The organism is Scytonema sp. UIC 10036 (genome assembly GCF_009725235.1).
On the sequence record NZ_WJFC01000029.1, the window covers coordinates 22399 to 37332 of the forward strand.

The 14934-nt window shown below is 43.0% G+C and carries 10 protein-coding genes and 1 pseudogene; 6 read left to right on the forward strand and 5 right to left on the reverse strand.

All coding sequences use genetic code 11. From position 1 onward, the window contains the following. Positions 1-488 precede the first annotated feature (488 nt). Positions 489-2804 carry an IMS domain-containing protein gene (locus F7734_RS15910; protein ID WP_166481938.1) on the forward strand — a complete coding sequence of 772 codons (2316 nt, stop codon included), beginning with the start codon at positions 489-491 and terminating at the stop codon, positions 2802-2804. A 20-nt stretch (positions 2805-2824) separates the two neighbouring features. Here the strand turns inward: F7734_RS15910 and F7734_RS15915 are convergent, their stop codons facing one another. Then, positions 2825-3280 (reverse strand): response regulator, encoded by a 456-nt coding sequence (locus F7734_RS15915; protein ID WP_243146909.1) that lies wholly within the window; start codon positions 3278-3280, stop codon positions 2825-2827. A gap of 480 nt (positions 3281-3760) precedes the next feature. Here F7734_RS15915 and F7734_RS15920 point away from each other — a divergent pair, with 480 nt between their 5' ends. Further along, positions 3761-4081: a hypothetical protein gene (locus tag F7734_RS15920; RefSeq protein WP_155745671.1), complete on the forward strand. Its 321-nt coding sequence runs from the start codon at positions 3761-3763 to the stop codon at positions 4079-4081. 123 nt (positions 4082-4204) lie between these two features. Here F7734_RS15920 and F7734_RS15925 read toward each other — a convergent pair whose 3' ends face one another. Together F7734_RS15925 and F7734_RS15930 are read right to left on the reverse strand one after the other, a co-directional pair. Further along, the gene (locus F7734_RS15925) at positions 4205-5992 is read right to left on the reverse strand and encodes an alpha/beta hydrolase (RefSeq protein WP_155745624.1); all 1788 of its coding nucleotides are present in this window, start codon (positions 5990-5992) and stop codon (positions 4205-4207) included. A 163-nt stretch (positions 5993-6155) separates the two neighbouring features. Next, positions 6156-7280, reverse strand: a complete 1125-nt coding sequence (locus F7734_RS15930) for a C1 family peptidase (protein ID WP_155745625.1) — start codon at positions 7278-7280, stop codon at positions 6156-6158. Between the two features lie 179 nt (positions 7281-7459). On the opposite strand from F7734_RS15930, the gene F7734_RS62030 reads away from it, so the two are divergent. Then, complete coding sequence (locus F7734_RS62030) at positions 7460-7669, forward strand: hypothetical protein (RefSeq protein WP_155745626.1); 210 nt, start codon at positions 7460-7462, stop codon at positions 7667-7669. A gap of 28 nt (positions 7670-7697) precedes the next feature. Here the strand turns inward: F7734_RS62030 and F7734_RS15940 are convergent, their stop codons facing one another. Both F7734_RS15940 and F7734_RS15945 read right to left on the reverse strand, forming a co-directional pair. Next, on the reverse strand, positions 7698-8621 hold the full coding sequence (locus F7734_RS15940) for a histone deacetylase (protein WP_155745627.1): 924 nt from the start codon (positions 8619-8621) through the stop codon (positions 7698-7700). A 55-nt stretch (positions 8622-8676) separates the two neighbouring features. Next, entirely contained in the window at positions 8677-8898 is a 222-nt protein-coding gene (locus tag F7734_RS15945; protein ID WP_155745628.1) for a hypothetical protein, read from the reverse strand. Positions 8899-9067: 169 nt separating this feature from the next. On the opposite strand from F7734_RS15945, the gene F7734_RS15950 reads away from it, so the two are divergent. The 3 genes and pseudogenes from F7734_RS15950 (at position 9068) to lnt (ending at position 14933) form a co-directional block, all read left to right on the forward strand. Next, entirely contained in the window at positions 9068-10429 is a 1362-nt protein-coding gene (locus F7734_RS15950; protein WP_347566210.1) for a chloride channel protein, read from the forward strand. 184 nt (positions 10430-10613) lie between these two features. Continuing rightward, a complete protein-coding gene (gyrA, locus tag F7734_RS15955) occupies positions 10614-13211 on the forward strand; it encodes a DNA gyrase subunit A (RefSeq protein WP_155745629.1) in 2598 nt (865 codons plus the stop codon). 79 nt (positions 13212-13290) lie between these two features. Continuing rightward, positions 13291-14933, forward strand: a pseudogene (lnt, locus tag F7734_RS15960) (apolipoprotein N-acyltransferase). The last annotated feature ends 1 nt before the right edge of the window (position 14934 follow it).

Consider the following 14934-nt stretch of genomic DNA (forward strand, 5'->3'; position numbering starts at 1 on the left):
ACAAGGCGCTGGCATGCATTGTTATTCTTCTCGAGCTCGTTGCTATGAGAGAATAACTGTGGTATACTTCGGTTCTCTCTATTGGAGAAAGTATAAAAAAGGGGGTTCTTTCACCATATAGTTGGAGAAAATCTATCTGAATCACCAGCAGGAATGATTTGGTTATAAACTCTGAAAAGAGAATAAATATAGACTTCTATAGATTCCTGCCAGAACAGCACTCATGTTAGCGCTGTCAAAAAAGGTAAGACTCATTCTCTGTTAGTTGTTACCAGGTTGCAGTACATTTACAGAAAAATCGTAAAAATAATCTTAAAAAGAGAAACCCGGTCTCAAAAAAAGCAAAACATTATCATTGAAGGCGTGGGCAACAGTGCTTAATAGCACTCATATAGTTCTATGTTATTAGATTGGCAGAATGATAAGTTTTTACAATTCACTCATGCTGTAGGAAAATTATGTTTATCGCGCTGCAGGGGAAGTAGGCTGTGCGAATTCCGCTAGATTACTACCGAATTTTAGGCATACCGATGGCGGCAAGTGAGGAACAGTTGCGGCAAGCATACGGCGATCGCATTATGCAGCTGCCGCGACGAGAGTATTCCCATGCAGCAATTACATCGAGAAAGAAACTCATTGAGAAAGCTTACGTTGTCTTATCAGATCCCAGAGAACGTAAAACATACGACAAACTATACTTAGCTCATGCCTATGGTTCTGACAACCATCAAGATAGGGGAGTCGCTGTTGAAACTGCCCTACAAGACAATGGAGATGGTGAGTCACTCAATCTCAGCATTGAAATTGCACAAGACGAATTAGTGGGGGCACTCCTAATTTTGCAAGAATTGGGAGAGTACGAACTCGTCCTAAAACTAGGTCGCCCCTACCTAATTAACAGAAACGGTACGGGCAAAAGATACGTCAACAAAGAAGACAGCGAAGAACACTACACTGTTGAACTACCAGATATAGTTCTTACTGTTGCCCTTGCTTGTTTGGAATTAGGTCGCGAGCAATGGCAGCAAGGGCACTATGAAAATGCGGCAATTTCCTTAGAAACAGGAGAGGAACTATTAGCGAGGGAAGGGTTATTTCCTAGTGGTAGGGCTGAAATTAAGTCCGATCTCAATAGATTGCGACCTTATCGCATTTTAGAACTGCTAGCATTGCCTGAAGAAAATGCAACCGAAAGAGCTCAAGGATTGCAATTGTTACAGAAAGTGCTTGACGAGCGAGGTGGTATTGATGGGGCGGGAGATGATCGATCGGGGCTAAACATTGATGACTTTCTCAGATTTATTCAGCAACTGCGTAATTACCTGACAGTTACAGAACAGCACCAATTATTTGAAGCGGAAAGCAAGCGCCCCTCAGCAGTGGCAACTTATCTAGCAGTTTACGCCCAGCTAGCAAGAGGATTTGCCCAACGTCAACCCGCATTAATTCGTCAAGCAAAGCAGTTACTGATACGCTTGAGTCAGCGTCAAGATGTTCATTTAGAACAGTCTCTCTGTGCCATGCTTTTAGGACAAACAGAGGAAGCCACTCGTGTCTTAGAACTCTCTCAAGAGTACGAAGCTCTGGCTTTTATTCGAGAACATTCTCATGATTCTCCAGACTTGTTACCAGGGTTATGTCTTTATGGAGAACGCTGGTTGCAAAACGACGTATTTCCTCACTTTCGAGATTTGGTAGACCAACCAGTTTCCTTGAAAGATTATTTTTCCGATCCGGGTGTACAAGCTTATTTAGAAAACCTGCCAACAGAAGAAGAAACAACTTATGAATCGGCAGGGATTTACCCACAGCCATCCACTCAAGCACAAACAAATCGTCGCCACCAGAACGGTTACCACAAAAGTTCTACACAAAACACCAGGCAATTGCCAACAATAAGAACACCATTGGTAGAACCACCAGCAACAAGACCACCAGCGGAAAGGCAAGACAATTTACGCTGGTCTCAATCCGGTTATACCTCTCCCAAATCTTATGGCAATGTCAGCAAACCAGCAGAAGTCTCTGTCAGCTCACTGCCCAATACCGAATACCATCCTAGAGAGACGCACCAACCTTTAAATGGTACAGCCCGCACAACTCCTCCCCAATCCAGAAGACAAATCAAACAGCCCACTCATCTAGGGTATGTCTCAGAAAACACTCCTGTTTCATCTCGCCGCCGTCGGACACGCAATCGGCGATCGCAACTGCGCTTATTGTGGATGATATTAGCCTCAGCAGCCAGTTTAGTTGTGTTGTGGTTTGTCATTTCAACAACGATTGGATTTTTCAAAAATCTGTTGTCTCCCGCACCATCCCTAAAAGGTGAGCAAGTCTCTGTACAACTCAACCAGCCTCCAATACGGATTCCCGACCCCACCAGCAAACCACTACTCCCTACGGGGTCTTTGACAGAAGAAAAAGCAGCTGAAATTGTTCGGGTTTGGCTCGATATCAAAGCCGCAGCTTTTGGCTCAAAACACGATCTCTCTAGTTTGGAGCATATTTTAGTGAGTCCTACCCTCACAAAATGGCGGCAGTGGGGGCAACGAGAAAAAGATAATAATCGTTATCGAAAATACGACCACAGCATAAAAGTAGAATCCTTGGAAACCAATCGAACTTCCCAAAACCAAGCCGCAGTAGAAGCAGCCGTCACTGAAGCCACAGAATTTTATGAAAACGGTCAAATGAGAAAGTCAGATAAAGAAAAATTACGAGTCAGGTACGAGCTAATTCGTGTAGACGATGGGTGGCGTATCCGTGATATGTCAGTCCTAAATAAAATCAGCACAATTTAACAGTGACAAATGACCAATGACTATTTTTCTCTGATTTGTAGTTCCATTTCTACCCATTTGTGGGCTAGCAAGCGATGGACGCGCTGACGCAGCACGTCCCAATCAAATGGCTTTGTGAGATAGCCTGTGACTCCTGCATCAATTGCGCGATCGCGAAACTGTTTGTCCTCAAGCGCTGTAATCATTAAAATTGGGGGACAGCGATCGCCCAACAGGGTTTGCAGTTGAGAGCAACAAGTAAACCCGTCCATCTCTGGCATTATAGCATCTAATAACACCATATCAGGCGGTTGTGCCTGACAAATATCCAAACATTGTTGTCCGTTGCTAGCCTCAGCAACAGAATATCCTTCTTTTTCAATAGCCTCACGCAGCACAAACCGCATTGGCTTATCATCATCTACAACAAGAATCACAGGTGGATTGCTGTCAAAGACGGAATTTATCATCCTGACTCCTTGGGTGCTCTCACTCATAGCAAAGAAGTTCTACCTGTTGATACTCTTTTTTTTATTTCGTGACCAGCGTAAAATTACGGCGTTGGCCAGAAAGTTAATGCCCAGAATTTTGAATTCTTAAGTTTTTAACACTTTTTGCATAATTCAACTATCACAGGAATATATTTTAAGTTTTTTATCATTTTCTACCTTCTGGTAGTTTATTTACATATTTTTTTTAAGTACTTTAAAGTTAATGCTTGCTCAAATATTAAGAAATATTGAGCGTACGAGTCTCAAGTAAAGTTTATTTTCTTTTCGTGCAAAAACCAGCAAGTGGCTGTTAGTCTGTAAATATGTGAATTTATAAACAAGCTCCAACAGGTGTTTTAATTTTTTAACCAAGCTTCACAACAACACAAATACTTCCTTAGGTTATAGACCAAACAGGTTATTTGTTAGGACTATTTGAAGATTAACAACTCATTCATTATGCAAATTCAATTTCCTAGACTGAGTATGAAACATTATCATCTGGAATGGATCGCGGAATGGTGCCAAGACAACGGCTGGACAGATTTATTTGAGGAGCGTCGCAATAACTACTGGGCTTTTCCACCCGGTGCAGTCATGCCTGAACCCATTCCTACTCAAGTATTAAGATTGATTAAAAGTCAAAAGGGCATGACTTCGGACGAGAAGTTTTGGTCTATATCAGCAGTCCTAGGTACGCTCGCTGCAATTATTTCTACCTATTTGTTGAAATGTCCAATGCCTCTTGTTTTAGCTTTTGCTTTTGATGCAGTCACAGCAGCTCGACTGGAAATTGAAGAAGCGTAAAGAGATAGTGGTTAGTGGTTAGTAGTTGGTTGTTAGTGGTTAGTTGCTATTGGTTGGTTCTTGTACCACTAAAGTTAGTAATGCAATTAACCAATAACGACTAACTACTAACCACTAACCAATTCATCTGTTGTACATTTGAGCAAACTGTTCAGCAGTGAAAGATTGAATTAAGCTTAAGTGAATAGGTGACTGACTGATAAACTTTGCATAAGCTGCACTTAGATAAGGGCGGTACTCTTGCTGCTGTGATAAATGAGTTTGGAAGAAAGCCAAACTTAAAGCTTTGACATAAAGTTGAGCGATCGCAGGATCGGGACCGATTAAACTTGGTGGAACAGGTAAAACTTCTTGAGAAGAATTTAATTTTTGTGAAGTGGAGAAATGGGTAGCGTTCTCCATTAGAACTAGATACTTATCTTGAGTTTGCAGCCAAGTAAATGGGCGAATTTGTTCTGGAACTGCTGGAGTAAAAATGTCTTGACTTCCTCCAACCAGCATGACAGGAACTTTAATTTGACTCAATCCTCTTTGCCCTAAAATAGTGCTAATTAGGGGATTTAGTGCCATCACTGCTTTAATCCGTTGGTCTTGTATCGGGTAGTTAGCAGGTGATAATTGATTGGCTCGGCATTGCAAGAAAACTGAGAGATTCAGGGAACGATTGGGATTACAATCCTTACGAACCTGCTCAAAATCAATGACTGCTCCTGATAGAGCAAGACTGGTATAACCTCCCAAAGAATGACCAATAGCACCTACTTGTTGTAGATTGAGTTGTCCTTTGAGGATAAGATCGGATTCGGATAAACGCTGGAGTTCATCAAGCAAAAACGTTACATCTAAAGGGCGATTAATCAATTCTTGCGGTTCTGGTGGACCTGCTAATCCTGCGAAATACTGCCGAAATTTCTTAGCATCACTTCCAGGATGTTCGAGAACAGCAACTGCAAAACCATAGGATGCTAGATGTTGAGAGACGTAAGCAAAGGTTTCTCTGTCTTCTGCTACACCGTGAGAAATGACAATAACAGGAAAGGCGGAGGCGTTTAAAGTTTTTGTTCTTGCTTGAGGAAGGTACAAATCAACCTCAAACTGGCGATTGCGATTGTTGTCATCCAAACTTAGAGTTTTTTTAACCCAGTTAAAAGAACCTGGACGGCGTAAATCTGGACGTTGCGAGAAATCATTGTTTGATTGAGCGGCTGCTTCTGTTTCTGCAATTTCTTTAAGTGCAACAACAAGCACATCTCTTTTCTTTAAGAGTTCCGATAAGTTGTCGATAATACCTTGGGTTTCCCTCAAATTAAGCCTCAGTGCTGAACTGGGGTAACGGCGAATCAGATTGACAAGAGTTAAGCCATCTCGATCTGCCGCAGATAGGATTAGTGCAGATCGCAGGGCATAAAAACCATTTTGTCTGTTTTGTGTCAGGAATAATTCCCCTAACCTTTTCAGCAGATTTTCACCAATCGCGGAATAGGTAAATTGAGACACTAAGGTAGGGGACACTTCAAATTTTGTCTGGAGTAAATCTCGTAGTTGATTTAACTGGTTTGGTTTTATACGTTTAGCATAGAAGGCGAATTCGTCAGTTATTTTGCCTTCTTTGGCAAAGGCTTCTAAAGAAGTTGTAGAAATGGAAAAGTCACCAAAGGGAGGGTATGTAAATTCTATTTTCTCAGCTCCTAGCCCTGGTATTGCACTCACAAGAGTTGAGAGGACACCGAGCGTAAAAGTACTTAATACCGTTTGCAAAGAGATCTGCTGTTTTTTGTGGTTATGGGAAGCAACGGTCTTTTGAGTGCAATGCTTCCGGAAGGATTTGCCCAAAGAGCGATCGCGTTTCCGTTTTACCACACTTCGGCGCACTTTTAACCTAGCAGTTGTCTGCTTTTTCCACTTATACATTTATAAAATATTAAAAATCTTTCTTAATAAGACTTTACCTTATCGGTAGCCCCAAATAAATTAAATGTCAAATACCTTTAGGCTCGTAGTTGCAACGATCGCGCACTCATCGCAACTACGAACATTTTACTGACCAACAAAGGCACGAGGTTACAAAATTTCTTTACTCTTCTTCGCTCTCATTGCCATCTAGGCTGTAATCGTAATCGCCATCAATAGCATATTCTTCGCAGAGTGCATCCAGATCCTCAAGAAATTGGCTGCTATACTCTATTGTCAAGTCAAAGTTAAGAATATTAACAATATAGGTTTCTTCATCTTCCTGTTCTTCATATTCGTAGTCAAAATAATACTCTTCCTCGCTTTCGACGTAGCTCATACATAGTTCATCCAAAACCTCAATGAAACCCTCTGGGTCATCAGTAGTAACGTAGAAGTCGAAAAGCAACAGAGAATTTTCATCGGCAAAGAATGATTCACCTTCTTCCCAAACTCCAGCACTAAAGTCAAGGTCGTTGACAGATTTAATAATCCACGAGTCGTGACCGTTGTACTCCTGATGGATGACATAGTTGTAGGGTATGTAGCAATATCCGCGATCGCCCCACTCTGAACCCCAGGAATTACGCACGATAAACACGCGGTCTTTGTCAGAGTAGCCAACACAAAGCATTGCATGCCATCCGTGGGTAGAGCGTACATTATCCGATTTCTTGGGCATCGGTACGCGTCCCCGATTGTGTGTGGCATCATCAAAGGACTCAAACGTGTTGAGGGCAAACGCAATGGGATAACCCTCTGCTAAGGTATGTTTCCACAAGTCAAGATCGGTTTCAACAAACTCAGCTTCCTGTATTTTGAAGTTTGCTGCATGTTCGTAAGCAGAACTTTCTGGTTCTTGGAAAATCAAATCTTCATCATTAGGCCAAATGTCTTCAGAGCATGCTCCATAGTTGGTTAGAGCTTTGATGGCAAGTTCCATTTGTGTCCCGCCATCTTCTTGTTCGCTACCATCAAGAGACCGAGCATTATAGTAAACAAATAAACGGCTCACATCACTTGATTCGCCTAAATCCCGTTTAGCAAGGTATTCATAAGCACCTACAAATGCATTTGCTACACAGCTATTACCAACCTGCTCTTCTACTTCGGTCATGTATCTACGGAGGTCTACTTTAGGCGGTAAGCGATCGCTATCAAAGCGCCCTGTATGATGCATTTTGGCGTCTTCTGATTTCTTGCCGGGACGATAACCACCGATGCGATATTTTCTAGCTTGTGTAAACATTTTTACTGGTGTGAAATTTGTTATTCTTGTATAACTCACCATCAGTAATTCGTAAAGTTTTTCTCTTCTCTGTATATGTAAAGAAATCTATACTTCCCACGGGTATAGATTGCGCTTTTGAACCCAGGTGTAGGGGCGCAATACAAGAATGGCTCCAGCTATTAGAATTAAAAAGTAATGTGTCTCAAACTAAGTCTTTATTTAAAGATAGGAATTATAAAATTTTCAAAAAAAAATCATTATTACTAATGAATTTTATATCAGTAATAATGTTGTTAATTTCATTAATAGTATCAGCAAGAGAATTTCTAAATGATAGAGAAATACAAAAAGTACCGCATCAAAATTCTAAAAGTACTAAGCCTATTTTAGGAGAAAAGAAACCATAAATATCATTGATTTTACAGCCGTTCTCAATTATTTGTAAAACAAACAGTGCTCAATTGTTTCTACAACTGATTTAGAAAGGGATTCAAAATCGTAACCACCTTCCAAACCGAACACAATTTTACGAGTAATTCCCAAGCAATAATCAGTGAAGACGCCATAATCTTGTGGCTGTAAATCAATGCTTGCTAATGGATCGTCAGCATTGGCATCGTAACCAGCACTGACAATTAATAAATCAGGTTGAAAGTTTGACAAAAAAGGTATGACCTTTTTTTCAAAGACGGGCTGGTATACCCCCATATTACTACCTGGAGGTACAGGTAAATTGAGCACATTATCATGAAATCCTTTTTCTGTTGCTCGTCCAGTCCCTGGGTAGCAGGGATACTGATGCAAGGAACAGTAAGCGACTTGCGGGTGTTCTTCTACAATTGCTTGCGTCCCATTGCCATGATGAACATCCCAGTCCAGAATAGCTACACGATTGATTCCTGGTTTTTGCAAGGCATAAAATGCAGCAACGGCAGCATTGGAAAATAAGCAGAATCCCATTCCCTCATCACTGACAGCATGATGCCCTGGTGGACGAGCCAGGACAAAAGCTGGTTTGCCAGTTTCTAGCACAATATCGACTCCATCTAACCAAGCGCTAACTGCCAGTAAAGCAACATCATAACTGCGGGAGGAAACAGGGGTATCTCCATCTAAATAACCACCACCTGCAAGAGCAATTTCTCGAATTTTGTTGATATGACGTTGGGTATGCGCTTGTTGCAAAAAAGACATGAGGGGTCGAGTTTCTGGCGAAGATGGCGATCGCCATTCAATTTGTTCTGCAAAAGCAGCTTGTTTGAGGGCTGTGGTAATCGCCATTAAACGTTCTGGATTTTCTGGATGGAAAGACCCCGTTTTATGATCTAGAAACTCGTCGGAATAGATAATTGGCAACATAGAGCTAATGGGCTAATTACTAATGGCTAATGGTTAATAGCAATTAGTTTAACGATCATTCTTTGGTAAAGCCAATCATTTCGTCGGTGGGTTCGTCAAGCATTTCTGGTACGACTGCCTGGTTACCTCTAAGTTCATCGGGTGATAATGAAAGCAACACGTCGTCCATTTTTGGAGGATGCTTGATGCGATCGAGCATTTCGGGGCTTAATTGTGACTCATCAGTTTGTGGATTTGTTTTCTCAGCTTGATTGGGAGTTGTTTCGTCGCTATACATGATGGATACTTACTCCAACCTTGACACACCTTGAGCCTAAACTTTTGCCATAGACGCAATACACTACCTTGGGGCTTAAATTCCAATGCTTCTTTATTTCCCACACGTACTAGCATAGAGAATATAAAGATTTCATAACATTTGTTTCATTAAGCTAGGAATATTACTCGTGCTACCAGACAATCGCCCTCCTCACGGACAAACTCAACGCCGGACTTTTCGTCAACTTTTTGGATTGGTAAAACGCAATCCCTTCACGATTTCTCGTTGGGTTTTATGCTGGACTGTTGTGGGGACTGTTTGTGGTTTATTTGCGGGGTTGTATTGGAGTGTGCTGGAACTAATGCTCCACGGGCTTGAAAAATTTCAAGGTTGGAGTCTGTTGCTCGTTATGCCACTTGCTGGTTTAGCGATTGGTTTAGTCATTCATTGTCTTGGCAATCCCGGTGAAATTGCCGCGATCGTTGATAACATCCATCTTCAAAATGGGCGCTTGGATGCTCGTAAAAATCCTTCGATGATTCTGGCTTCTTTGCTCAGCATCTCAGCAGGTGGTAGTGCTGGACCGGAAGCACCACTTGTACAGGTGACCGGTTCTTTTGGGACTTGGGTTGCCGATCGTTTGCGACTCGAAGGTGAAGATGTGAGGTCTATGAGTTTAGCTGCAATGGCTGCAGGCTTTACAGCTTTGTTTGGCGCACCTCTTGGTGGTGCTATGTTTGCTTTGGAAATTTTGCACCACCAGCATATTGTTGAGTACTATGAAGCTTTAATGCCTGCGATTGTTTCTAGTTGTGCGAGTTATCTGGTTTTCGCTGCCATTACACATTTGGGGATTGCGCCAACCTGGCATTTTCCGCAATATCACATAGACAGTATTGATGATTTTGCACTAGTGATTGTCTTCGGATTTGTGGGAGTTATTGCTGGGTGGATTTTTATGAGTGTTTTTCGAGCCTGCGATCGCATTTTTGCCCAAATTCCCGGACCCGTTTATTTCCGCACAACACTAGCTGGCTTGGGACTTGGTCTTTTAGCGGCTGTCTTACCACTTACCCGTTATTTTGGACATCATGAATTAGAAGTTGTTCTGGATGGAAACTTTCCGACTGTTTTCTTGTTTGTGCTTGCTTTTGCAAAAATGGCATCTATTAGCGTGACTGTTACTGGAGGATGGCGCGGAGGATTTATCATCCCCCTATTTTTTACAGGCGCTTGTTTGGGTAAAGCTGTAGCTAGCTTAATTCCAGGACTGAATTCGACGCTTGCCATGATTTGTACAATGGCAGCTATCAATGCAGCAGTGACGCGAACACCTATCAGTACAACCTTATTGCTATCAAAATTAACAAATTTTAGCCCCTTCACGCCAATTTTGTTTGCCAGTTTGATTGGATTTTTTCTCGCTCCTAAAGTACCCTTGATCGAATCTCAACTCAAAAATCAATCGTCATTGGTTTCTCTTTCTCGTTCCCAGGTTCTACCTGGGAATGCAGAGAGCGAGGCTCTGCCTCGCCATACAGGGGGCTGAGCCTCCTGTGAGGCATTCCCAGGCGGAGCCTGGGAACGAGGTGAGACGAAGTTTCCCCCAGCAAACAGTAAAATATGCTAGAATTGTATCAAATTATGGCAGTTATTCAGCGTTAATTCGGAATAATTTTGCTTTTTTTTCAGTATAAAGGCTAAAATCTGCGATTTTTGGAGTTTTTTAGGTTATGACAACCTCTCAGGAGAGGATTATCCCGACCGATCTGGGGAACGAAATGTCCCGGTCTTATTTAGAGTACGCCATGAGCGTGATTGTAGGTCGGGCGCTGCCAGATGCCAGGGATGGTCTGAAACCTGTGCATCGTCGTATCCTCTATGCTATGCATGAATTGGGATTGACCGCAGATCGCCCTTTTCGTAAATGCGCTCGTGTAGTAGGGGAAGTATTGGGTAAATATCACCCTCACGGCGACACAGCAGTCTATGACGCTCTGGTGCGGATGGCACAGGATTTTTCCATGAGATCGCCCTTAATTGCAGGGCATGGAAACTTCGGTTCAATAGATAACGATCCACCTGCGGCAATGCGATACACCGAATGCCGCTTGGAAGCTTTAACGAGTGACGCTTTACTACAAGATATTGAGTCGGAAACCGTAGATTTTGTTAATAACTTTGACGGTTCCCAACAAGAACCAACTGTTTTGCCAGCACGCGTTCCACAGTTGCTGCTGAATGGTTCTTCTGGTATTGCCGTGGGTATGGCAACCAACATTCCCCCTCATAATTTGGGTGAGTTGATTGATGGATTGGTAGCACTGATTCACAATCCTGACATTAATGATACTCAATTAATGCAGTATATTCCCGGTCCTGATTTTCCTACAGGAGGTCAGATTTTGGGGACGGGGCCAATTAAAGAAGCTTATACTATGGGGCGCGGTTCCATCACCATGCGGGGTGTGGCTCAAATTGAAACCATAGAACAAAGGGGACGACCGGATAGAGAAGCAATAATTGTTACTGAATTGCCATACCAAACCAACAAAGCAGCATTGATTGAAAAAATAGCTGAGTTGGTGAATGACAAGAAAATAGACGGAATTGCAGATATTCGAGATGAGAGCGATCGCGATGGTATGCGAATCGTGATTGAACTCAAGCGTGATGCTTATCCCAGGGTTGTTCTGAACAATCTCTACAAACAAACGCCAATACAAGCTAACTTTGGGGCGAATATGCTGGCGCTTGTGAATGGGGAACCCCAAGTGCTCAAGCTCAAGCAATTCTTGCAAGTCTTCCTAGATTTCCGCATCGAAGCCATTACCAGACGCACGCAATATGAATTGCGGAAAGCTGAGGAACGCGACCATATTTTGCAGGGGTTGTTGATCGCCCTATCGCACCTAGATGAAATTATTAGCTTAATTCGCCATGCACCTGATGCGCCCACAGCTAAAGGAGAGTTAGTCACAACCTACGGACTCTCTGAAGCGCAAGCCGATGCGATTTTGCAAATGCAACTGCGGCGTTTGACAGCTTTGGAAGCAGATAAAATTCGCTTGGAGCACGAAGAATTACAAGCCCTCATTGCCGATCTGCAAGATATTCTTGCGCGTCGAGAGCGAATTCTGGAAATTATTGAGAATGAGGTGAAACATCTCAAAGAGAAATACGCAACGCCTCGCCGGACAACGATCTCGCCTTTGGAAGGGGAAATAGATGACCGAGACTTGATTGCCAATGAAAAGGTTGTCATTTTAGTCACCGAACAAGGGTACATCAAACGGATGCCAGTTAACACCTTTGAAGCGCAAAGCCGTGCGACCAGAGGCAAAGCTGCAGCAAAGATGAAAGAAGATGATGGTGTTGAGCATTTCCTCACTTGCTGCGACCATGACAGTGTTTTATTCTTCAGTCAGCGAGGTGTTGTTTATTGCCTCAAAACTTATCAAATCCCCGTGAGTTCCCGTACAAGTAGGGGGACGCCAATTGTTCAATTGCTACCCGTTCCCAAAGAGGAAAAAATTACCTCAATAGTTCCTGTTACGGAGTTTAGCAGTGATGAATATTTGGTCATGCTCACTAACGGTGGTTATATCAAGAAAACCGAGTTAGCTGCATTTAGTAATATTCGTGCTAATGGTTTGATTGCTATCTCTTTAGAGGAAGGGGATCAACTCCGTTGGGTGAGAAGAGCAAGAGTTGAAGATAGCGTAATCATTGGTTCGCGTCGGGGAATGGCAATTCACTTTAGATGTAACCACGAGCAACTGCGTCCTTTGGGACGGGCGACTCGTGGGGTAAAAGCCATGAAACTGCGCGATAAAGATGAACTGGTGGGAATGGATATTCTTCCATCTGCGATTCTTGAAACTTTAAGTACAGCTATAGAAGCTGAACTTGAGGATGTTGAAACGGAAGAAATCCTTGAGGTTGAGGTGAATGAAGAATCTGTAGAAGTGACTGGTAACGGCAGTACTGGTCCGTGGGTGTTGGTGATTACAATGGGAGGGTATGGCAAGCGCGTACCAGTTTCCCAGTTCCGCCTGCAAAAGCGTGCCGGTCAGGGTATCATGGCGACTAAATTCAAAAACCGCAAAATCAAAGACCAACTGGCAACTTTACATATCGTTAACAATGATGCAGCAGAGATTATGATGGTCACCAGTCGCGGTATTATCATTCGTCAGGCGGTGAATGCGATTTCAATTCAATCGCGATCGGCAACGGGAGTACGAGTGCAGCGCCTTGACGAAGATGACGTTATCACGGGAGTGGCAATAGTTCCCCCCGATACTGTTGATGCAACCGAAGCAGAGTAAGCATTTTGGATTTTGGATTTTGGATTTTGGATTGAATCCAAAGTCTAAAATCTTTATTGCTTTTATAAGTGGAGTTTTGATGGGGTTGACGGTTGCGCCATTTGATGCATGGGTCTTGGCATGGATTGCCCTGGCCCCCCTATGGGTACTTGTTGTTAATTCTACACAACGAAACAACCAATCCCCTCATCCCCCCTCTCCCTCCCCCTCTCCCATTGTCCATCGCCTGGGGTATTGGTTATCCACGGAATCGCCTTATCTTGGATTACTGGAATTCATCCCATGACTTGGATGGGCGTTCCTTGGTTGGCAAGTGTGGCGATCGCTTTATTTTGCTGGACGTTCATTACTTTGTGGGGAGCAGCATTAGTTGCTACTTGGGCAACTTGTTTCTCGTTAATTTTAGATTTTAGATTGCCGATTTTAGATTGGTTTAGAGTGACTTTCAAACGAGGAAATGAAACGTCTCCTCCAAAATCCAAAATCCAAAATCCAAAATCCAAAATCCAAAATGGATTTGTTCGTGTTCTTATTGGCACAGCTATCTGGTGTGGATTAGAAGCACTTTGGAGTGCAGGACCGTTGTGGTGGACTTCTCTTTCTTACACGCAAAGCCCGCAAAATCTCGTTATTTTACATTTAGGTCAACTGTCTGGACCAAGTGCGGTGACTGCGGCTATTGTGGCGGTGAATGGTTTGCTTGCGGAAGCATGGATCAACCGCAGAGGCGCAGAGAACGCAGAGGAAAGAAAGAGATTTCTCTCTGCGACCTCAGCGCCTCTGCGGTTCAGTTATTTAGTTTCTGCGGCTTCACTATTTATTTTTCTCCATCTTATTGGTTTGAGTTTATATAGCCGTCCTTTAGTTCAAAAACCAGAAGCAGCGTTGAAAGTGGGGATTGTTCAGGGAAATGTTCCTAATGAAATTAAACTTTTTCGAGAAGGTTTTCGTCGTGCTCTTGAAGGTTACACCACGGGTTATGTCACGCTAGTAGACCAAGGTGTTGATGCAGTGCTGACTCCAGAGGGTGCTTTGCCTTTTTTCCAGAGCGATATCATGGCAAGTTCTTTGGTAGCTGCGGTGCGGGAAAAAAAGAAAGTTGCTTGGATTGGCGGTTTTTATAGAGATGGGCGTAGTTATACAAATAGTTTATTTACAGTTACGGGTAGTGGTGTAATTTTTAGTCGCTACGGCAAAGTTAAGATGGTGCCGATTGGGGAATACGTTCCTTTTGAGGAAATTTTGGGTGGTCTTATTGACCGTTTGTCACCTTTGAAGGAACACCAGGTTGCGGGGAAGGAAAATCAAATATTTGACACGCCTTTTGGTCGTGCTATTGTCGGGATTTGTTATGAATCGGCTTTTTCCGAACATTTCCGCCGTCAAGCTGCGGTGGGAGGTGAGTTTATACTGGCACCTTCTAATGATGCTCACTACAGTGCTGCTATGCCAGCACAGCATCACGCACAGGATATTATGCGGGCTATTGAAACTGACAGATGGGCGGTGCGGGCAACAAATACGGGATATTCAGCTTTTGTAGATCCTCATGGTAGAACGTTGTGGATTTCGGGGCATAATACTTACGAGGTTCATACGGAAACGATATATCGTCTTCAAAGTAAGACTTTGTACGTGCTTTGGGGCGATTGGTTGACGCCGTTATTGTTAGGAGTGGGCGGTTTGGGATGGTTTGTAGGAAATCGGATATCCGGATTTTAGA

Bases quoted from the DNA above. Each gene is read 5' to 3' on its own strand.
- F7734_RS15915 (WP_243146909.1), bottom strand. From the start codon at position 3,280: ATGAGTGAGAGCACCCAAGGAGTCAGGATGATAAATTCCGTCTTTGAC.
- gyrA (WP_155745629.1), top strand. From the start codon at position 10,614: ATGACAACCTCTCAGGAGAGGATTATCCCGACCGATCTGGGGAACGAA.
- F7734_RS15925 (WP_155745624.1), bottom strand. From the start codon at position 5,992: ATGTATAAGTGGAAAAAGCAGACAACTGCTAGGTTAAAAGTGCGCCGA.
- F7734_RS15940 (WP_155745627.1), bottom strand. From the start codon at position 8,621: ATGTTGCCAATTATCTATTCCGACGAGTTTCTAGATCATAAAACGGGG.
- F7734_RS15920 (WP_155745671.1), top strand. From the start codon at position 3,761: ATGAAACATTATCATCTGGAATGGATCGCGGAATGGTGCCAAGACAAC.
- F7734_RS15945 (WP_155745628.1), bottom strand. From the start codon at position 8,898: ATGTATAGCGACGAAACAACTCCCAATCAAGCTGAGAAAACAAATCCA.
- F7734_RS15930 (WP_155745625.1), bottom strand. From the start codon at position 7,280: ATGTTTACACAAGCTAGAAAATATCGCATCGGTGGTTATCGTCCCGGC.